Source organism: Spiroplasma endosymbiont of Atherix ibis (assembly GCF_964020005.1).
Taxonomy (GTDB): Bacteria; Bacillota_I; Bacilli_A; order Mycoplasmatales; family Mycoplasmataceae; genus Spiroplasma_A.
Genome location: NZ_OZ026474.1, coordinates 218,076 through 238,609 on the forward strand (window position 1 = coordinate 218,076; position 20,534 = coordinate 238,609).

The window sequence follows — 20,534 nt, forward strand, 5'->3', positions numbered from 1 at the left end:
TTTAATTTTAGTTTTAAAACCATTTTTAATAGTTTCATTTGAGTCTTCAATAATTCTATCTCATTGTATACCTTGACTTTCTCAAGGAATGTATTCTTCTAATTGAGGATTTAACTTTTATAATTTTTTATCAATTTCATAGTAACTTTTTATTGGAAATTCTCCTAAATTAGTTTGAGTAATAACATCTTTAATATCAACTATTTGATTTGTATTAATTAATTCATTTCTAAAATTAAATGAATATTCCTGTGATTTGCCATTTACTAATGCAATTGCTGTAGCACTTGATATTGTTACAAATGAAACAGCATTTAAAATTAAAAAATTTTTTAATAATTTAGGTTTATTATTTTTTTTCATTTTTCCTCCGTTTTTTAAAAAGACTTAACTTTTCAAATTCATTTTATCATATTAATTAAAAAAAAATCCAATTTTTTAAATTAAATTGGAAAAAAATTTAATTAATATGATAACATAAAAGTTTACAGATAAAAGTGTGCACTAATTTTAAAAAAATAAATTTAAATATAAGAAAGAAAGTGAAAAAAATATGAAAAAAAATATTAAGTTTACTTAGCTCTTTTGCTATTATCTCATCAGGATCAAGTACATTTGCAAATGCTACTAATCAAAAAATAAAAATACAAAAAGTTATTAATTCAGAAAAGAACGTTATAAACTGAAATAATGTAAGAAAAGAAACAGAATTAGTTTTTAAAGAAACTAAAAATTCTTTTAAAAAAAACTTTGAGAATAGTAATTTTATTAATTTAAATACAAGTAAAAATCAGCAAGTTAATGAGAAATTAATGAATGAAATGATTAGTTTTGCCCAAAAAGAAGCAAATAATATTTTAATATTATTTCAAGAAAATAATTATTAATTGGATACAATTATTGATATTATAAAAAATAATTATCCTGGCTTTAAAGAAGAGTATAATAGAAATTTAAATAATATTATAAGTAATATGAAATTAGGAAAAGACATTATTGATCAATTTAACAATTATCAAATTAATAATTTTAATTTACAAGAGTATTCTCTTTAATCAGCACAACAAAAAAATAAAAAGCTAGTATCTGATTTAAGAGTTACTAAGGCTGCTTTAACAACAGGGAGTGCAGCCGCTGCAGTTGCAGCAGCAGGTTTTTGAGCAGCAGCATGATGATTTGGAATTTCTACTCCTTGAGCAATTGGCTGTACAGTAGCTAGTATAGCATTAGGCGTTGCAAGTGCTGGAGTTGAAATTGCGCTTGTCAAATATGATCAAAGTATGAACAATTGAATAAAATTTGGTACAGTTTTACAAGCTACATTAAAATTAGGATTAAGTTTGGCACTAACTAGTTATGATATTTTAATAAAAATGGCGGCAGTAGTTACTGCTACTACATGATGTTTTCCAGCAGCAGTTGCAATTTTAGTAACTTCTGGAGCATTAGCAGCATGAATTAAATATGTATATAAATAGGAGGTTAGAATGATTTACGATATATGTATTATATGTATTTATTTGTCAATAAATGTTGTTTTACCTCTAGGAAGTTATTGAGTTTTTTTAGATTTTTTTAATTTTAAAGTGAAAAAAGTAGAGATTATTTTTGGAAATTTTCTTTTATTTAATAATGAAAAAATGCTTTTGTTTAAAGGGGAAAAATTAATGTTTTTTATTTGATACTTTATGAATTTTTTATTATTAATTGCTATATATATTGTATACGCTATTGTATTTATTTGATCTTCAGTAAATTTTATAGTAGAACTGAAATAGAATTAAATTATTCAATTCCAAAAAATAATGTAGAGTATAAAAGAATATTGTTACTTGAAGGTAATAATAAATCTCCATATAATAATGTATTTATGTTTCATCAAAATAGATTAAAGAAAAAATTAAATAAAGATATTAATAATAAAAAAGATAATTATCAAAACTACATAATTTTTTTGAGATATATTAGAAATTATAGTACTTTTATAGATAGAATTGTTAGATCAAACAGAAATATCAATATTATGTCTAATAATTTGACTATTAATATTGAAGAGTTAAAAGAGGTTTTGATTGAAAATTTTTATTCGTTGAGTAGAGTGTAATTAAATTTGATTAAATAATTTGTTTATATAATATCAAACCTGAATACTAAAAATATTCTAGAATTTCTATATACATTTATAAAACCTGTTTTTAATTATTATTTTAGTTTATCTTCTATAATTTAATTAAAATAAGTTGAAAGTTAGTTTTTCTCTTTCAACTTTTATTTTTTATTCAATCCCCATTAAGGTTGTATAAAAAATGTGGGGGGATAAAAGTTGAATTTTAAATAGAAAAGTGCTTTCCCAAGCACTTTTTTTGCGTTAATAATTATTGTTGGTTTAAATTAATTTAATATCACATATCTCAAATGACTAAAACTTTATAAATTTCAACGTATTAATGCTAGAAAAAAGTAAAAGGAAGAAAAAAATGAATAAATCAAATATTACAAGAAATAACTATAAAATGTTTTGCCTTATTATTAAGGATTTTTGATTTAAAAAAGATATTCAAGGTTTATTGGATATAGTTATAAAAATTTGTTTCTTATACAAGCAAAATAAAGAGGTTTGAGAACTTTATAAGGAATATCAAATTCTTGAAAAACTTGAAAGAAATCAATTTGCTGTTTTAACTATTATCTGTAAAGATAATAGTTTTGATGAAATAAAAAAGGAAATTTTAATAATTTCTTTAAGATATAAAAATAGCTTTTCTAATAAAAAAAAGCAATTTAAAGATGATTAAGAAGGTGACATTATGAAAGAATTTAATGTAGATCAAGATTTACAATATAAATCTTTTGAAAAACTATTAAACTTTAAATCAAAAGAAAAGGGTTTATATATTTTTGGAAAACCAGGAGTTGGAAAATCTACTTTTTTACTTAATTTTGCCAAGAATATAAAAAATCAAAAAATAAGTATTGATAATTTTTTAATAGATAAGTATAAAGTCATGTATTTAAATGTTAATAATTGAATAAAAGATATTCAAAAAAGTTAAAAATCAGAATATGATGATCCAATAAAAATAAATACATCAGCTAATGTATTACTTATTGATGACTTAGGAAGCGAGTTTTTTCACAACTCAACTATACCTTATATTTTAGATTTATTTGAATCTAGATATGAATTCATTAAAAAGAATCAAAAAGAAGCAATTACAATAATAACTTCTAATTACTCTGTTGAAGAGTTAAAAGGAAAATATTCAAAAAATTTAAATGATCAAGTTGCACTTGAAAGATTATTTTCAAGAATTGAAGGAGTTATTAACATGAATATTAAATTTATAGGAAAAGATAAAAGAAAAGAGAACTCTTATATAGAAAGATAGAATTATTAGAAAATGAAGGTATGAATTATGAAATATTTTTTATCGATATTAATATCAAGTTTCTTATCAAAAAAAATAAAATTTATAAAAGATTTAACAATTACAGAGAAATTACCTCAACCTACATTTCATTCATTTTTAGTATGTAATAACATATTAGATTATAAATTAAAGGTTTTAGATTATGATAAAAAGTAAATTTATATCACCATTAACATGACCTGGTGGAAAAGCTAAACAATGAAACTTAATTAAAAGTTATTTTCCTAAAAATACTGAAAAAATGGTCTATATAGAACCATTTTTTGGGGAAGGAAGTTGTGGACTAAATGCGTTAAGAGAAAATTTATTTAAAAATTATCATTTTAATGATATAGATGAGAATTTAATTAATTTTTGAAATTGATTTGTAGAACTAAAAAATGATAATAGTTTTAATGATATTATCAATCAAATACCATTTTTTCTATTTTATCCAATTTCTAATTTAGAAAAGTTGAAAAATAGTGAAATGATATCTACAAATAAAAATTTATTATTTTTAGTTAATAATAATTTAACTTTTAATGGCCAAAGTTGAGGAACTTTAACTCAAAAAAGATTGGAACAAAATTGAAATTGTAATAAAAGAAATAGAATTGATTTATGTTTCGATTTATTAAAAGCAAATGAAAATAAAATAAAATTTTCTAATTTTAATTTTTTAAGTAATTGAAGCACTATTAAATTTAATGAAAGTTTATTTATGTATCTTGATCCACCATATTTTTCAAATAAAGGAAAACCATATAAATATAAATTTACAATTAAACAATTTAATGAATTTAAAAATAAAGTTGATGAGTATAGAAAATTAGGAATAAAAATTCTAATTAGTTTAGATGATTGTTTTGAAGTTAGAGAATTATTTAAAGATTACTACATTCATGAAGCTGAGTGAAAATATACTTCTTCGAATACTAAAGGTAATAAAAAATGTAAATTAGGAAAAGAACTGTTTATTACAAATTATGAGGTGAAAAATGAAAATTAAAACACTAGAGCTTTTTGGAGGAATAGGAAGTCCCAGAAAGGAATTAGAGAATTTAGGGTTAGATATAAAACATATTGATTATGTAGAATGATGAAAACATCCTGTAGAAGCATATAATCGAATTTTTGATAACAATTACAAAGCACAAGATATTAAAGAATGAAATTTAAATGTAGATATGCTTATACATGGTAGTCCATGTCAAGATTTTTCAGTAGCAGGAAAAAATGATTTATCTAGTGGAAGATCAATTTTATATAGACGAACATTAGAAATAATTAAAAAAGAATTAAATCCTAGGCCTAAGGTTGTAATTTGAGAAAACGTAAAAGGTTTAATTTCAAAAAAGAACTTTCCTCATTTTCAACATTATTTAGATACTATGAAAAGTTATGGATATAAAAATCATTATAAAATTCTAAACTCAAAAGATTTTGGGATTTCTCAAAGCAGAAACAGAGTTTTTGTAATTAGTATTTTAAAAGGACAAGATAAATTTAATAATAATTTTAGTTTTGAAAATTTAGAAATAACTGAATATAAACCTTTAAAAGAATTTTTAGAACCGACTAAAGAAATTGGTAAAGAATATTATATAACTCAAAAATCAATGTCTAAAGCAATAGAAGAAGGTAAAGTTAAAATTATTGATAATGTTGTAGATACAATTCTTACTAAGCAAGTAAGATGAAATAATCAAGGAGTTCTTAAAATTCCATTAACTACATTTAATCAAGAAAATTATGTTCATAATTTAGATAAAGCTATAGCACCAACATTAACTGCAGGTAGAGCAAATAGCCGCATTAAAATTGCTATTCCATTATTAGAAATAGAAACTAAAGACTTTATAAATTTTAAAACTATTTCAAGAACGATTGATGGTGAATTAGTAAAAAGATCGCATAATAGAATTTGAAAAGAAGATAAATATGTCGGAACCATTGCTGCTTTATCTAATACAAAAATTAAGGTTGAAGCAATAGAACCAATTCCTAATGTACCAATATTTATTATAGAAGGTAAACCATATCATTTAAGAATTTTAACTCAGCGTGAAGCGTGAAGACTTATGGGTTGAGATGATAAATCAATAGATAAAGTTATTGATATGCCAAAAACTCATATGTATCATATGGCGGGTAATGCAATTGTAATTCAAGTTTTGGAAGCAATTTTTAAAGAGTTAATAAATATTAAGAGGTAAAAAAATGATTAAAAAAACATTACCAAAATTTAATATAACAACTTTTGAAGAATTTAGTTCAAATAATATTTTATTTTTTAATAAAATATTTAATAAAAAAAATATAAATGATACTAATAATATAGATAATTTGTTAAATTTAAAATCATATATTAATGGTTCTGCTATAAAAGAACGTTATTCTGTATTATTTAAATCAAATGCAGTTTTTAATTTAGCAGAAGATAATAAGTTTTTAAGAGTTTTTTATAATGAATTTGAAATGGAAATTGAAGTTTATAGAAATAATTTTATTGAATATTATTGACTTTGTAATTATCATAGTAATTTTATTATTAATAAATTAAATTTAGTATTTTATAAATATAATTTTACTAAAACACTTAGTTATAGTTATGATCAAAAAAAATTATTAGTTGATAAAAATAATTATATTAAAAAATATAACTTAATTTATTTTTTAGAATTATTAACAAAAAATATTTTTGAGTTAAATAAAAATATATTTTTATTTAATAAGGAAGTAAGTAGAAACTATTTAAAATTTTTAGAAAATGTTAGAAATTCTTTTTTAAAATTAATTGAATATAAATTAGGAAAAAATGAAATTATTAATACTGAAATGTTAAATTTTTATTTATATAAAAAAATTATTAAGACAAAAAAGAATTTTGAAATTAACTTTGAAAATTATAAAAATTTATTTTATTTACTTAAATATTTTAAAATATCTGATATTCTAAAAGTTTGAGATACTAATATTATAAATAACTTTGGTTTAAATAAATTATGGCAACTTTTATTTTTTGGCAAAAATTTTTATAAAAAATTAACAAAAGCTGAATTTAAAAAACTTGATCAATTAACAAATAAATATTATATTAATAATAATTTATTTAGTTATAAGCTATATTTAACTATTATTATATTTATTTTTCATTCAGGAGATATTAATAAAATTAATAAAGAAATTAATAATTTAAAAAATTTAAATATAAATTTTTTAAAGAATAAGTTTTTGTTTAAAAATCAAATAGACAAAAAAAATCAAAAAATAGCATTCTGATTTTTAAAATATTTAATTAATTTAAGTAAAGAAAATAAAATTTTATTTTATAAATTTATTTTTAGATGATTAAAAGACAAATTAAATACTTCACATGATTTATTTAATTTAATATCTGGATTAAAAAAAGTAAAAAATTTAAAAACCCATAATTTTACTGAATGTAATTTTTGTAAAAATAAAAATGTTAAAATATCTAATTTTCTATTGCATTTAAAAAATTTTAATTTGGAAAAAATTAACTTAAATGAATTAAGTATTAAGACAAACTTATTTAGTTTTGAATTAATAACAACATACTCTAAATTTGAATTAGTTTCATTAGAACTTAAAAATTGTTTAAAAACTAACTACACAAGTAATTTTTCAGAATACCAAAAAAATCTATTTTTTTCTATATTAGATAAAAACTTTAATTTAATAGAAGCTGTTTATATTAAAAAAGTAAAAAATAAATGAGTTTTTGTAGAAGCTAATTCTAAACAAAATAAAGGATTTAGTAATAATTTATTTAAAGAAATAAAATTTAATTTTTTAACAAAAATTAATAAAACATTAAATAACTTATCTATAGAAAGGAAATAAAATTATGGCAAAATTAACAAAATACTGTTTTAAATGTAAAAAGAAAATTAAAGAATCAGATAAATATAATTCTTATAAAACTATTGATGTATTTGGCAATTCTATTTATGAAATTGCTCATAATAAATGCAGTAATTAAAAAGGAGAAATATATATGAAACTAAACTTAGAAGATTTAATTAAAAAAGTAGACTTAGTAACAAAAGAATATACAACCCATACTCTTTTTATAAAAAGATTATCAAAAAGATTAATAACTAATAATTTTGAAGAAAATATTAGTATTGAACAATTAAAATTAAAAATTAGTAATCTAAAACCAACTAATGAAATTGAAAATTATATTAGAGAAACAGCACTCACTATTTTAGATAATTTAAATAAAAAAAATATAATTATTGGTAAAACTGAAAAAGTTGAAAATCAAAAGTTTAATTTAGTTTATATAAAAAAAGAACATTATATTTTAAATACTATTTCAACAGAAAGTGAAAAAACAGAATGTGATGTTGCATTCTGTAGAAATATTTCATCATATGTTAGAGTAGATTTTACAATAAAACCACTTTTAAAAAATAATTTAGAATTATATGTTGCTTTAGTTTTATGCAATGATCATTACAATAATTTGAAATAATATTAACTAAATCTATATAGAAAGAAGGAATATATATGAAACTAAATTTAGAAGCTTTAATTAAAGAAATAGATTTAGAAATTAAAGTAAATAAAACAGATAAATTTTGAATAGAATCAGCTAAAAAGCTAATAATTGATAATTTTGAAGAAAATATAAGTATTGAAAAACTAGAATTAAAAATTAGTAATCTAAAAGTAAATAATGAAAATGAAATTTCTATTAGAGCACTAGCAAAAAGTATTTTAAAAAAATAATTGAAGCACATTTTTTAAAAATAATATGCTTCAATTAATATTTACTTTACACCAATTTTTTTCAAAAGTCTGAGTTTTCATATCTACATGTTATTTTTGAACCCTCTATGGCTTTTTATAAACCTTCTGTAAAACCACATAAAATACAATTACTGCAAAAATTAACATATATATCACCATTTGGATCAGATTTTACATAAAATTGACCCATTAATTCTTTTTTTGTTTTTACTTTACACATATTTAGTAAACTAAATTTGCTTTCGTTAAAACCACAAGAATAACATATTGGAATGTTTTTATTAACTTTGTATTCTTCATAATATTTATTATTTTTTATTCCATTCTTATCCATTTATTCACCTCCTATCTTTTAAAAATTATATCAAACCTAAACATAGAAAGAAGTTGATCAAATGACTAAACTAGTTATATTAGAATCACCAGGTAAAATTAAAAAAGTAAGTCAATTTTTAAAAGAAATTGACAAAACTAATAATTATATTGTAAAAGCTTCAATTGGTCATATTAGAGAACTTGCAAATATTGGAGAATATCAAATAGGTATCAATTTAAATACTATTGAACCTGATTTCATAGTGACCAATAATAAAAGAAATGTAGTTAAGGACTTAATAGAAACTTCAAAAAATGTTGATGAAATAATTCTTGCAACAGATCCTGATAGAGAAGGTGAAGTTATTTCTTGACATTTACATGAGGTTTTAAAATCTTATAATAAAAATTTTAAAAGAATCAGACTTAATTCAATAACAAAGGATTGTATTAAAAAGGAATTACAAAATTTGGATAATATCAATATTAACTATGTTAATTCTGGTCTTTCTAGAAGTTATTTAGATAAAATAACAGGATATATACTTTCTAGAATTTTACAAGATAACTCTATTGGTTTATCTGCAGGTAGAGTTCAAAGTTCTGTTTTAAAATTATTGTCAAATAGAGAAGAAGAAATTAAAAATTTTGTAAAAGAAGAATGATTTATTTTACAAGATACTTTAAAAGTAAATTTTAAAAATGTAATTAAAATTAACAACAAGTATGAAATTGTAAAATATAATTCTTTTCAAGAAGCTTTAAATATAAAACAAAAACTTAATAATTATTATATTGTCGAGTCACTATTAGCAAATGAATTTCAAGATAAACCTTTTATTAATTTTACAACTAGTGATTTTTTACAAAATACAAAAAATAAATTAAAGTTAAACGTTAAAGAAGCAACAAGTATTGCTCAAAGTTTATTTGATAAAGGGCTTATAACTTATATAAGAACTGATTCAACAAAATTAGATAGTGAAACTGAAATTAAATTATTGCAATTTGTAAGTTCTAAATTTGGAAATCATGCTGTTGGAAAAATTCATTGTAAATCAGAAAAACTTACTGATCAAGAAGGTCATCCTCCAATAACTCCAACTCATTTAGAATGAGAACCAGAGAATATACAAAAAATATCTATAGAGAATAATATTGAGCTAACAAATAAAGAAGTTGATGTTTATACCCTAATATGAAAAAATACTGTAAATTCAGCTTTAAAACAACCAATAGGAACTAAAAATACTTATATTTTAAAAAACCAGAATAAATATTTTTTAGGAGAAACTAAGGAGTATATAGATTATGGATACTATAATTTTGATAAAAGTTTAACTATTCCAGAATCTCAAAATCTTAATTGAAAAGTAGGGCAAAAAATAGAAGTGTTTTCAATTCAAATAATTATGCAAAACTCAAATCCTAAATCAAGATTTAATGAAGCAACTCTAATAAAAGAACTTGAAAAATTAGGAATTGGAAGGCCAAGTACTTATAAAACTTCTGTTGAAATAAATCAAAAAAGAAAATATGTAGAAACTGACAAAAAAGACTCTATGTTAGTTACTAAATTAGGAATTCAAGTAAATGAATTTTTAACTAAAAACTTTAGTGAATTTATAAATTTAGAATTTACAAAAAATATGGAAAAAGATTTAGATCTAATTGCATGTGCAAAATTAGATTACAAAAATTATATAAAAAACTATTTCAAAAAATTAGAAGAGAGAGGAAAACAATTTATGATAGAACAAATTAAATGTCCAAAATGTCAAAATGGATTTATAAGACAAGCAAAAACTAGTACAGGAGTAGATTTAGGTTTTAAATCTTGCTCTAATTATAAAAATTGTGATTTTAAAGATCAACCTGAGTTAGACTTAGAAACTGCAAAAGCATGTCCTGGATGTGAAAATGGAAAAAGATTTATAAAAAACTATTTTGATAAAAAAGAAAATTCTATGAAGCAATTTGAAACATGCACTAATTATCCAAACTGTAAATGAGTTCCAGGAGTAATTCAAAAATGTTCACTTTGTAATATAGGTTGATTAGTTGAAAGAACAAAAAAAGATAAATCAGGCAAATTTATTGCATGTAATAATTATCCAAATTGTCAGTTTATCCAATTTTAAAAATAGAGGAGAATAAAATATGTCAGCAGGATTTACATCAAAAATAAAGATTGTTTCTAATAATGAAAAAGATATTGTAAATTTTGTAAAAAAGAATATTGAATTAATAGAAGGATATTCTAGAAATTTTTTATCTTTAAAAACAGATACATTTCTTGAAATTGATGAAGAAGATATAGATTTAATAAAAGAAAATGAAATTTACAATATTAAATTTAGTGTGTTTGGATATAAATATTGCAAAATAGATTGAAATATTCAAACTGAACTTAATAATTCTTTAAAAAAGTTCAATTGTAACGCTTATATATCTCAGTATAACAATAGTCATTTAAGGGAAGAAGAACTTGAAGATGAATATCAAATTGGCAAAAGTTTTGAAATTAAAGAAAAAGTAATTGAACTTTTAAAAAGAATTAGAAAAAACAAATAAAAAAATTATATAAGATAGAAAGAAAGTAATTTAATGAATAAAGTTGAAACAAATGAAAATAAGAAAGAAATCATAATAACAAAAAGAAACTTTGATTCTACTAGACTATGTAGAAAAGATTTTTTAAATGAGCAAGATTATAAAGAATATAATAGTTTTATTAAAAAATTTTTAAATAATACTAAGTATTATTTTAATTATAAATGTATAAATTGTTTAGGCAAATTTGTAACTTATCATTGGGTTTTGAAATGCCCACATTGCAAGAAAAGTTTAAATAATTTAAATAGTTACAAAACGCAAATGTATCAACATTTAAAAGGATATTGAGATAAAAGAAATATTCAAATTAGATTTAAAAATACTAGTATTTATTAATAATAAAATTATATTTTATAAGGAGAAATTTATGAAAATATTTAATCAGCTAGATTTTTCTAAAGAAATAAGTAATTTAGAAATTTTAGAAAATAATATAGTCAATAAAAACTTTGCTAAAAACAGTATTCTAGTAAGGATTTTTGATGTTAAAAATGAGACTTTTCTTGAAATAAGTTTTGCTAAAGGAAAAAAAGTAAGAAATGGAAATAATTCACTTTTTAAAATAATGCAAGGTTATAAAAGTAATTCTAATAAAAAAAGTGTTTATAATTTGGGAATTCCCATTCATCATTTTTTTTGAGTACGTAAGTATGACTTAAATTCAGGAGAGTTATTAAATAAAAAATACTGTCATTATTATGAAATTGTAAATATTTTAGAATTAAATAATAAATATAATTTAGTAATAGCTAGTAAACAAAAAGATAAAAATAAAAATATAGAAGAGTTAAGAAAAATTAAAAAAGAATATGAAAAAATGAAAATATGATATGAAAATGAATATTCTCATGAAAATAAACAAAAACAAAACTCAATTAAAAAGAAAGAAGATCTAAATATAGAAAAAGATATTGGTTTTAACAGTAATGTTTCTTCAAATTTAATAATTCAAAATATATTTGAAGATTAAAATTTTACAATAGATTAGTGAGTTTTTTAAAAAAAGTATTTAGTTGATTAAAGCTAAAATTTTTTACTTTTCAAAATTTTTTTTCTAGTCTAAATTAAAAATTAATTCTTATTCAATTAAGTCAATTAACTCTATTATGTCAATTATTTAAATTATTTGTTTTAGTTTATTTTTACTTTTAATAAAAATAAAAATGTATAATAAAAATAGTTCACAAGAGATATGTTAGAAATACTGACAAATCTCTTTTTATTTACTTTCTAACATATCTTAAATTGACAATTAGAAAGGAAAATAGAAATATGGGTATGTTTCAAGGATTAATTAATTATATTTTATGATTACCATGTAAATGAATTTTACAACTTTTAAATGCTGTAAATGATGTTGTAAAATATTTAGCAACAGATTTATTTGAATCAATACTATTTGGAAATAAAGTAAGTGATTGAAATCAAGTTTTAATACCTTCAACTTATTATCGAATATTGATAGTAGCTGCTGTGTGTTGATTAATATTTTTAGTATCAACATTTATATGCCATTTAAAAAAAGATATTATTGAACATGAAGAAACACCAATTACTAAAAAAATTATGGAGTCTTTAAAGTACTCTACATTTTCTGCAATTTTGTTAATATTCATTCCTTTATTTGTTTGAATATTAGTAAAAATGACTTCAGTATTAACACAAGGCTTAATGCTTGCTTTTGGTTCAAAAAATACAAGTATTGCTGATTTACTTTACAATATGGGAAATCCAAATTGAGATGGAAAAATAGTAGAACAGAATGGAATTTATCCTGCTCCAAGTAATTTAACTGAATGAAATATGATAGTAGAATTAGTAGGATTATGTATAGTTTTTATTTGTCTTTTATTGGTTATGATAAATATTGTTACAAATACTTTTGCAACTTTCTTTTATTTTATATTAACTGGTTTTTATGCTTTAACTGCAGTATTTGACCAGGGTGCAAGAATGAAAGATTATTCCAAAACTATTATTGCAAATAACTTTATAATTTGTTCAACTATGGTTATATTTAGTGTTTATTCAAGTTTAATTCAAATATCGTTTAATTCTATGAATAAACTAGGAATGAATGGTTTTACAAAAATGCTATTACAACTTGCTTTAGCTTGTGGAGGAGGATTATTTGTAGTTAATGGAGATCAATACGTTTCAAGATTAGTAGGAGAAAATATAAGTGGTGTAAGTAGTGCAATGCAAGGATTGGGTGCTATAAAAGCAGGAGCAATGTTAGCAGCTGGTTTAGGAGTTGCAGCTATGAAAATGAGTAAAAAAGGTTTAATGGGTAGAAAGAATTTTAGTAATTCTTTAAAAAATGACTTAAGTGGTTCACAAGATTCTAATAACTTTGCAAATAATCAATCAAGTGAAGAAACTTCTAATGAAACCGTTCAAAATGGAACTCATCAAAATAAAATGCAACAAGCTAAGGAAAATTTTGTTAAAAATAGACAACAAGCAATGTCAAAATATCAAAAAGGTGGTATTTTAGCTTTAGCAGGTTTAGGAGTAGCAGCGGCATTTCATGGTACAAAAACTGCTAAAAATTTAGTAGGTTCATTTGTTGGTACAAAAGCAAGTAGAATGATGAGACGTGAGCAATTAAAAGAACAAACTAGAACTTTAGGAAAAGGACTAGCAAAACTTGGAGCAAAAACTTTAGGAGTAGCAGGAACTACTTTTGGAGGTGTTGCAAAAATGACTGGATTAGATGTTACAAGAGGCAAAACTCTAAATGAACGTGGTAATGTTTATCATTCTGATAAACAAGGAACATATAAAGAAAACTTAAAAACCGCATTTAATGAAAAAATTGATAAATTAAATGCTATGAGTTCTAATCAAATAATAAATAGCAATGGAATTAATAGAAAAAAAGAAATTCAAAAAGCTAAAGAAGCACTTATTATAAAAAAACAAAAAAGATTATCTTTAAAATTATTTGATGAGGACTTTACAAAAAAATCTAAAAAATGAGAAAAATATGCTGATGAAACTAATAAAAATAAAAAAAATAGTGAATAATTTATTATATTTTATAATTTAAAAATATAATTCACATTAAAGTTTCACTATTTTTTTAAAACTATTAGAGTTATAATATAAATAATGATTAAAAGAAAGTGAGTTTATTTATGGGACAGTCTTTATTAAGCAAAATTTTAATAGGAAATCAGGATCCAGAAAAAGTTGCAAAATATAATGCAAATCAAAAATGAATAAATTCTAAGGAATATCAATATTTAGAATGACAAAGAAGAGTAACCAATGAAGAAAAAAAGATAATTAAAACTATGATTTTAATTAAGAAAATAGAAAAAACTAATCCAACTAAATCTAAAATATTGCTAGAAAAATTTTGCAATAAACAGCCAAAATATTTTATAAATACTATACATGGTTTTAAAAGAACAGTTCCAGAAAGAGAAAGATGAGGATGCGATGAAAAAACTACCGAGGATTTTAAAAAAGGCCGTACATCTCTTAAAATATGACACTTTAAATGATGACTTTCTTATGAAATTTTGAGAAAAGATAAAGTATATGAATGAATTATGTCTCCAAGAACAAAAAATGAATTTGAAAAAAATAATCAAGAATGAATTGAAAATAAATATAGTCCATGGGGGTATAAATTAAGTGAGAAAGAAAAAAATAAGAGGGAACTTAATAGAGAAAAAGATTTTAACTATTTAAAATATTTAAAAGAACAATTTTATATTCCATTATTAATAAAAAAACAAATTCAGTTTGGAGTTTATAATTTAATTTCAAAAGAAATATGTCATCCAAAATTAAAACAAGTTAATATTAATTCCAATGAAGAAATTGAAAAGCAATTAGAATTATTAAAACATCAACAAGAAATTTTAGATAAACAAATAGAGTTAGAAAAAATAAAGGAAAAAAATACTAATAGAGGATAAAAAAATGTTTTTTTTAAATAAGTTTACAAATATTTATTTACTAGCAATAATAACAATTGTATCAAATTTTATTATGTGATTTTTATATAATTATATAAATAATAAAATATTATTAAATTTTTAAATTTTAATAAAAGATTTAAATAGAAAATAGAAAATAGAAGATAAAAGAATAATCTTTTTATAATTAAGGAGGAAGTATGTTAATAGTAGTAACTATTTTTCTAATAATTCTAATAAGTTTAATTATATTTTTTGGAATTTTTATACTTAAAAAAATAAAACTACAAAAGATTGATAACAATGAAGTAGATTTAGCTACATATGAACCAGTTAGAGAATTATATAATAAAAAACTAGATGAAATTAAAGAATTAGAAAAAGAACGTAATAAATTAAATGAAAAGTTACAATCTACTTTAGAGAAAAAAATAGAAGACCAGTTTATTAATAATATTGAAGAAAATAAACAACAAATTAAGGATTTTCAAAAATTATTAGATGAAGTAAATAGATTATTTTTAGGAAATACAAAAAAAGTTGGAACATTAAGTGAAACAATTTTAGAGAGAATGCTTAATATAATTTGTAATACAGAAATAAAGGGAGCAATAATTAAAAGACAAGATAAAGATATTAATAACAAGATACCAGATTTAATTATAGAATCGGATAATAATATTTATCCGCAAATAACAATTGATTCAAAATTTCCAGTTGATACATGAACAAATTATTTAAGTTCTACAAAAAGTGATAATGATAAAAATGTTTTAGTGAAAGCTATCAAAGTGCATATTAATGATATAAGTGATAAATATATTCATGATTCTGTTCCATTTGCAATTATGTTTACTCCGCTAGAAGATATGATATTAAAATTATCTTCTGATGATAGTTTTAAATTTGGTAAGGATCAAAAATTAAAAGAAGTAGGAGAATTAAATTTTTCAGAATTTTGTTTTAATAAAAAAATAGTCCCTGTCTCACCAACAACTATAATTGCTGTTTTAACTACATTAGAAAGATATTTTGATTTATTTCAAAAATTAAATGAGGTTGATGAGAAAACACAAAATATTTCTATCTGAATTAATAAGCACAGTACACTTACAAGTAATTTTAAAACTCTAGGAAGTGATATAACAAAAGTTATAGAAAACTATAATAAAATTATTAATAATTTTAAGGATTTAAATAAATCTTCAGGTTTTATTAATTCAAAAGAAATAGAAGAAATAAAAAATAAAATTAAAAATAATTAAAATAAATAGGAAAATATACATTATTTGGTAATTAAAATAGTTTAAAAAATTGATAAAATATCAAAAAAATTGGAGAATAAAATGAAAATATTAGAATTTGCTAGTATTCAATTAAAATCAAATTTAATTTTTAGATAAACTAGTTAATATAATTTAATATATAATATAAATAGTTCAAAAGAGATATGTCAGAAATGACAAATCTCTTTTTATTTTTCTGACGTATTATGAACAAATAAAAATATGTTAGGAGAATAACAAAATGACTAGAAATCCAATTATTCCAGAAAATACAAATAAAAGAAAATTTATAATATGACAACAATTAAATTTGACAATTATTGATCTTTCAGTATGAATAATTTTTATAGGTTTAGGAGCAATACTAGGTTTCTTTTTGTGAAAACTAGGGGGAGTTTGAAAACCTATTGCTATATTATCTGCTAGTTTATGTTTAATTGCAGGATTCTTATTAAATACTAAAAGTCAATTTCATAATAAAAAATTTTATGCTGTTATATTTGATTGATTTATATTCTTATTTGTAAATAAAAAATATAAATTAAAAATTAAAAATAGTACTTTAAATTTAATACCTTATAAATCTATTGAAGGAGAATACATTTTATTAAAAAACAAACTCTATATGAGTTTAATAAAAATTCAAGGAAATTCATTTTTTGACTATGAACAAATTAAGCAAAATAATATATTAGAAAAAATTTGAGAGATTTATAATAGTTTAAAAATGGGAGGAAGCATAATAAAACTTGATGAGTTAAAATCAAGAAATCAAAGCTTATTCTTTTTAGAAGAAAAACGTCATGAATGAGAAGTAAAAAGAAAAAATGGAGAAATAAACGATAAACAATATTTTTCTAGAGTAAGACTAATTGAAAAAGATATTGAAAAATATTCAAATCTTGAAGCTAATAGTGTATTAGAATGAATTGAAAAATCAATTTATATTGTTTTTTATGCAGAGTCAATTGATCAACTAAAACAAATTGAAAACAAAATAATTAATGAATATAGAAGAGCAGATTTAAATGCCCACAAAATTGATATATCTAAAAAAGTTAATGTTTTAAATAAAATAGTTGATATTGATATACTTGATGATAATGAAAATAATATTTTTAAATATAAAGATACTTTAGATGAATACTTTGGATATGATACTTTAGAAAATAAAGCATCCTATTTAAAAATTGATAATAATCTTAAAATTTCAATAGGTTCAGTTGATAATTATCCAGGAGAACCAGATTGTGGTTGACTTGGACAAATCTTTAATATTGATAGTCCTGTTATAATTAATTTTAATAAAGTAAGTGATAAAGTTTTTCAAGAGACTTTAAGCAAAGCAAGAAGAACTGCAATAGCAACAGCTAATGCAACAAGTAAAAAAGAAATTTTAACACAAAGAAAACGTCAACAAGAAATTGAAAAATTAGAAGAATTTGCTGACACTATTGGTTATGGACATGATCAATTATATAAATTTAATATTTATATAATTAATAAAGGAATTAATAATAAAGAATTAAATAAATCTATAAAAGAAACAAAAAAAATACTAAAACAGCAGAAATTAACTTTATTTGCAAATCCTTATAAGCAAATTGAAGCATTCAGTGGAATGTTACCAAAACCTCATGATCCTTTAATGGAAATAAATGGAAGAGAAGTTCCTCTATATTCATTAGTATGAGGTATGCCTTATATTAATAATTCTTTAAATGATTTACAAGGTTGATTTATAGGAAATAGTATTGTAGGAGATGAATTATTTTTTAATCCACATATAAGAAATGAAGAAAGAAGAAATGCTAACATGTTCTTTGTTGCAACAACTGGAGCTGGAAAATCTACAACTATGCAAAGAATGTTAAAAAATGAAATTCTAAATGGAAATAGAGTTTATGTAATTGATCCTGAAAATGAGTATTCCCGATTTGCAGATTACTTTGGAGAAGATAAGATATTTCTAGGTGATGGAATTTATAAAATTAATCCTTTACAAATTATGCCTACATTGTCTGATTTACAAAATGAAGAAGAAAAAGAAAAAATAGAATATAATAAAAAGTTTTGAAATATCGATAAAGAGAAAACAATTAGCAAAGAGTTTAATTTAAATGAGGCTTTAATACTAAATCACCAAAGTATAGTAGAAATATTATTTAAAAATTTCTTTAATGATATTAGTGAAGAAGATACACGTTATTTAAAGAATAAGTTTTGATTTTTTTATAATTATTGATTAAATAATGCTTCAAATAAAAATATATTAGAATGAAAAAATAATGAATTTCCTATTTTACAAGATTTTTATAATTGGCTGATTAAAAATAAAGAAAATAATAGTTTGTACAATAAACTAATAGAACTTTTAGAAGATGGTTTTGTTATATCTCAAAATGGTCTTAAAAAAGGTAGTTATTCTATGTTTTATAATGGTTATACAAGTATTGATATTTCAAATAGATACTTAACTATTTTTGATATGAGTAGTTTAAAAGATGGAAGTGACAAAAGATTACTTTCAATGCAAATGTTTCTAGTAATTAAATTATTGGAAAGACAAGTAAAAGTAAATCATGGAAAACAACCAAATGTTGCACAAAGAATAATAGTTGATGAAGCTCATTTGTTAATGGACAAAGATTTTCCTATAGCTTTAGATTTTATATTTAGAATGGTAAAAATGATAAGAAAAAGAAATGGGGGAATAACAATTATTACTCAAAATGCAGAAGATTTTCTTTCTAATGAAGAAATAGAAAAGAAAACTAAAGCTATTATTAATAATAGTCAATATGCTTTTATTATGAAATCAACTGCAAAAAATATTGATAAAATTGAAAGTTTATATTCAGACAGTGATGGATTTACATATCAAGAAAAGAGTCACTTAATAGATGCTCCAAATGGAGAAGGTTTACTTATTACATCAAGAACAAAAAGATTTTTATTAAAAATTGATGTTCAGCCAGATGATTTTAAAATTATTTCTGGAGATGAAACTGATTTAGTAAAATGAACTTTAAATTATTTAACTACCAGATTATTTAATATAATAAATGGTTTAAAATTTATAAATATTGATCAAGAAAATTGTGTAGATATTAATAGAGAAAAAGAAGAAAAAACTTTAATTATTAAGTTAAAAGATAATCATAAAATTAATGAGAGTTTATTAAAAAATAATATTGAAATTGATAATGTAAGAATTATTAATAATTCTTTAGAAATTAATTTTAAGGAATTGCATAAAGAAATAGCTATTAAATTTTATGACAAAGTAAGAAAGAAAATCGATTTAATAAGAGGAGGAAAAGAAAGTGATATCTAATAATAAAAAAATTTATAAGAGTGAAATTTGCAATACTATTTTTCAAAGAACTAAAATAAAGAAAAAATATATAAATGTTATTTATGATGAGATTTTTAAAGAAATTAAAAATCAACTTTTAAAAGAAAAAAAACTTACAATTAAAAATTTCGCTTCTTTAAAAATAAAAAGATATAATAATTCATTTTTTAAAAATTGTTTATCTTTAAGAATTAAAAAATCTTGTAATGGGTGAAAAAATGAAAAATAAATATACTCAAATTTTAATAAGATTTAGAACAGATGAAGAAGTGGAACTATTAAATAAGTTTAAAGCTATTTTTAAGAGTAAAAGTGAAAGTTTTAACAAATATATTAAGGACATTATAATAGATATTATTGAAAATAATTTAGAAAATAAAGAAATAAATAAAACTAAAAATAAATTGAAGGATAATTTTAGTGAAATTTTAGAAGAAAATATTATTCCAAGATTTTATGGAATGGTAAAAACCATAAATGAAAAAAATTTAATAAAAATTGAATTATTAAATAGAAAAGTAAACTTTTTAATTTATGAATTAGGATTTAATAGAATGATTGATGGTAGACCAATAATTAATGATATTACTGAAAAAATAAAAGAGAAAAATTGAATGCTTGAAGAGGAATTAAAAATAAATGATGAAATTCAAATTAAAAAGAGTTAGTAATATATAAGTTTTTTCTACTCAAAATAAGTTTTTGGAATTAAAAATAAATTAATTAGAAAATAGTATAAAATATAAATAGTTCACAAGAGATATGTTAGGAAACTAACAAATCTCTTTTTTTATTTTCTAACGTATTTTGAGAACAAAAAATATAAAGGAGA

General features: G+C 21.0%; 26 protein-coding genes. 23 read left to right on the plus strand and 3 right to left on the minus strand.

Annotated elements, in window-relative coordinates:
• Nucleotides 1-117: 117 nt before the first annotated feature.
• Nucleotides 118-363, minus strand: a complete 246-nt coding sequence (locus AACK92_RS01185) for a hypothetical protein (protein ID WP_339021239.1) — start codon at nucleotides 361-363, stop codon at nucleotides 118-120.
• A gap of 179 nt (nucleotides 364-542) precedes the next feature.
• Here AACK92_RS01185 and AACK92_RS01190 point away from each other — a divergent pair, with 179 nt between their 5' ends.
• Nucleotides 543-887, plus strand: a complete 345-nt coding sequence (locus tag AACK92_RS01190; RefSeq protein WP_339021241.1) for a hypothetical protein — start codon at nucleotides 543-545, stop codon at nucleotides 885-887.
• Complete coding sequence (locus AACK92_RS01195; protein ID WP_339021242.1) at nucleotides 888-1,055, plus strand: hypothetical protein; 168 nt, start codon at nucleotides 888-890, stop codon at nucleotides 1,053-1,055.
• On the opposite strand, the gene AACK92_RS01200 is transcribed toward AACK92_RS01195, so the two are convergent.
• Entirely contained in the window at nucleotides 1,052-1,267 is a 216-nt protein-coding gene (locus tag AACK92_RS01200) for a hypothetical protein (RefSeq protein WP_339021244.1), read from the minus strand. The genes AACK92_RS01195 and AACK92_RS01200 overlap by 4 nt on opposite strands.
• A 13-nt stretch (nucleotides 1,268-1,280) precedes the next feature.
• Here AACK92_RS01200 and AACK92_RS01205 point away from each other — a divergent pair, with 13 nt between their 5' ends.
• The 11 genes from AACK92_RS01205 (at nucleotide 1,281) to AACK92_RS01255 (ending at nucleotide 8,174) form a co-directional block, all read left to right on the plus strand.
• Nucleotides 1,281-1,478 (plus strand): hypothetical protein, encoded by a 198-nt coding sequence (locus AACK92_RS01205; protein ID WP_339021245.1) that lies wholly within the window; start codon nucleotides 1,281-1,283, stop codon nucleotides 1,476-1,478.
• A gap of 263 nt (nucleotides 1,479-1,741) precedes the next feature.
• Nucleotides 1,742-2,104, plus strand: coding sequence for a hypothetical protein (locus AACK92_RS01210; protein ID WP_339021247.1), 363 nt, complete (start codon nucleotides 1,742-1,744; stop codon nucleotides 2,102-2,104).
• Nucleotides 2,105-2,477: 373 nt separating this feature from the next.
• Nucleotides 2,478-2,795, plus strand: a complete 318-nt coding sequence (locus AACK92_RS01215) for a hypothetical protein (RefSeq protein ID WP_339021249.1) — start codon at nucleotides 2,478-2,480, stop codon at nucleotides 2,793-2,795.
• A 12-nt stretch (nucleotides 2,796-2,807) separates the two neighbouring features.
• Nucleotides 2,808-3,053 carry a hypothetical protein gene (locus AACK92_RS01220; RefSeq protein WP_339021251.1) on the plus strand — a complete coding sequence of 82 codons (246 nt, stop codon included), beginning with the start codon at nucleotides 2,808-2,810 and terminating at the stop codon, nucleotides 3,051-3,053.
• Nucleotides 3,054-3,416: 363 nt separating this feature from the next.
• Nucleotides 3,417-3,587, plus strand: coding sequence for a hypothetical protein (locus AACK92_RS01225; RefSeq protein WP_339021254.1), 171 nt, complete (start codon nucleotides 3,417-3,419; stop codon nucleotides 3,585-3,587).
• The gene (locus tag AACK92_RS01230) at nucleotides 3,574-4,422 is read left to right on the plus strand and encodes a DNA adenine methylase (RefSeq protein ID WP_339021255.1); all 849 of its coding nucleotides are present in this window, start codon (nucleotides 3,574-3,576) and stop codon (nucleotides 4,420-4,422) included. Before AACK92_RS01225 ends, AACK92_RS01230 begins: the two co-directional genes overlap by 14 nt.
• Nucleotides 4,412-5,629 carry a DNA (cytosine-5-)-methyltransferase gene (locus AACK92_RS01235; protein WP_339021257.1) on the plus strand — a complete coding sequence of 406 codons (1,218 nt, stop codon included), beginning with the start codon at nucleotides 4,412-4,414 and terminating at the stop codon, nucleotides 5,627-5,629. Before AACK92_RS01230 ends, AACK92_RS01235 begins: the two co-directional genes overlap by 11 nt.
• A gap of 4 nt (nucleotides 5,630-5,633) precedes the next feature.
• Nucleotides 5,634-7,280: a hypothetical protein gene (locus AACK92_RS01240; protein WP_339021259.1), complete on the plus strand. Its 1,647-nt coding sequence runs from the start codon at nucleotides 5,634-5,636 to the stop codon at nucleotides 7,278-7,280.
• 4 nt (nucleotides 7,281-7,284) lie between these two features.
• Nucleotides 7,285-7,419, plus strand: a complete 135-nt coding sequence (locus tag AACK92_RS01245) for a hypothetical protein (RefSeq protein ID WP_339021261.1) — start codon at nucleotides 7,285-7,287, stop codon at nucleotides 7,417-7,419.
• 15 nt (nucleotides 7,420-7,434) lie between these two features.
• Nucleotides 7,435-7,917, plus strand: a complete 483-nt coding sequence (locus AACK92_RS01250; RefSeq protein ID WP_339021263.1) for a hypothetical protein — start codon at nucleotides 7,435-7,437, stop codon at nucleotides 7,915-7,917.
• A gap of 35 nt (nucleotides 7,918-7,952) precedes the next feature.
• Entirely contained in the window at nucleotides 7,953-8,174 is a 222-nt protein-coding gene (locus tag AACK92_RS01255) for a hypothetical protein (protein WP_339021265.1), read from the plus strand.
• 115 nt (nucleotides 8,175-8,289) lie between these two features.
• Here AACK92_RS01255 and AACK92_RS01260 read toward each other — a convergent pair whose 3' ends face one another.
• Nucleotides 8,290-8,529 (minus strand): hypothetical protein, encoded by a 240-nt coding sequence (locus AACK92_RS01260; RefSeq protein WP_339021267.1) that lies wholly within the window; start codon nucleotides 8,527-8,529, stop codon nucleotides 8,290-8,292.
• A gap of 61 nt (nucleotides 8,530-8,590) precedes the next feature.
• On the opposite strand from AACK92_RS01260, the gene AACK92_RS01265 reads away from it, so the two are divergent.
• The 10 genes from AACK92_RS01265 to AACK92_RS01310 all read left to right on the plus strand — a co-directional run bounded on the left by AACK92_RS01265 (nucleotide 8,591) and on the right by AACK92_RS01310 (nucleotide 20,370).
• Nucleotides 8,591-10,651 (plus strand): DNA topoisomerase, encoded by a 2,061-nt coding sequence (locus AACK92_RS01265; RefSeq protein WP_339021269.1) that lies wholly within the window; start codon nucleotides 8,591-8,593, stop codon nucleotides 10,649-10,651.
• A 19-nt stretch (nucleotides 10,652-10,670) separates the two neighbouring features.
• Nucleotides 10,671-11,084 (plus strand): hypothetical protein, encoded by a 414-nt coding sequence (locus AACK92_RS01270; protein WP_339021271.1) that lies wholly within the window; start codon nucleotides 10,671-10,673, stop codon nucleotides 11,082-11,084.
• Nucleotides 11,085-11,117: 33 nt separating this feature from the next.
• Entirely contained in the window at nucleotides 11,118-11,462 is a 345-nt protein-coding gene (locus AACK92_RS01275) for a hypothetical protein (RefSeq protein WP_339021272.1), read from the plus strand.
• Between the two features lie 31 nt (nucleotides 11,463-11,493).
• Nucleotides 11,494-12,096 (plus strand): hypothetical protein, encoded by a 603-nt coding sequence (locus tag AACK92_RS01280; protein ID WP_339021274.1) that lies wholly within the window; start codon nucleotides 11,494-11,496, stop codon nucleotides 12,094-12,096.
• A 275-nt stretch (nucleotides 12,097-12,371) separates the two neighbouring features.
• Nucleotides 12,372-14,156 carry an Mbov_0396 family ICE element transmembrane protein gene (locus AACK92_RS01285; RefSeq protein ID WP_339021276.1) on the plus strand — a complete coding sequence of 595 codons (1,785 nt, stop codon included), beginning with the start codon at nucleotides 12,372-12,374 and terminating at the stop codon, nucleotides 14,154-14,156.
• Nucleotides 14,157-14,266: 110 nt separating this feature from the next.
• Complete coding sequence (locus AACK92_RS01290; protein WP_339021278.1) at nucleotides 14,267-15,058, plus strand: hypothetical protein; 792 nt, start codon at nucleotides 14,267-14,269, stop codon at nucleotides 15,056-15,058.
• A gap of 200 nt (nucleotides 15,059-15,258) precedes the next feature.
• Nucleotides 15,259-16,323, plus strand: coding sequence for a DNA recombination protein RmuC (rmuC, locus tag AACK92_RS01295; RefSeq protein WP_339021280.1), 1,065 nt, complete (start codon nucleotides 15,259-15,261; stop codon nucleotides 16,321-16,323).
• Nucleotides 16,324-16,585: 262 nt separating this feature from the next.
• Complete coding sequence (locus AACK92_RS01300; protein ID WP_339021282.1) at nucleotides 16,586-19,681, plus strand: Mbov_0397 family ICE element conjugal transfer ATPase; 3,096 nt, start codon at nucleotides 16,586-16,588, stop codon at nucleotides 19,679-19,681.
• Nucleotides 19,671-19,931 carry an HU family DNA-binding protein gene (locus AACK92_RS01305; protein WP_339021284.1) on the plus strand — a complete coding sequence of 87 codons (261 nt, stop codon included), beginning with the start codon at nucleotides 19,671-19,673 and terminating at the stop codon, nucleotides 19,929-19,931. The genes AACK92_RS01300 and AACK92_RS01305 overlap by 11 nt, the downstream gene beginning before the upstream one ends.
• A complete protein-coding gene (locus AACK92_RS01310; protein ID WP_339021286.1) occupies nucleotides 19,921-20,370 on the plus strand; it encodes a hypothetical protein in 450 nt (149 codons plus the stop codon). The genes AACK92_RS01305 and AACK92_RS01310 overlap by 11 nt, the downstream gene beginning before the upstream one ends.
• Nucleotides 20,371-20,534: the final 164 nt, after the last annotated feature.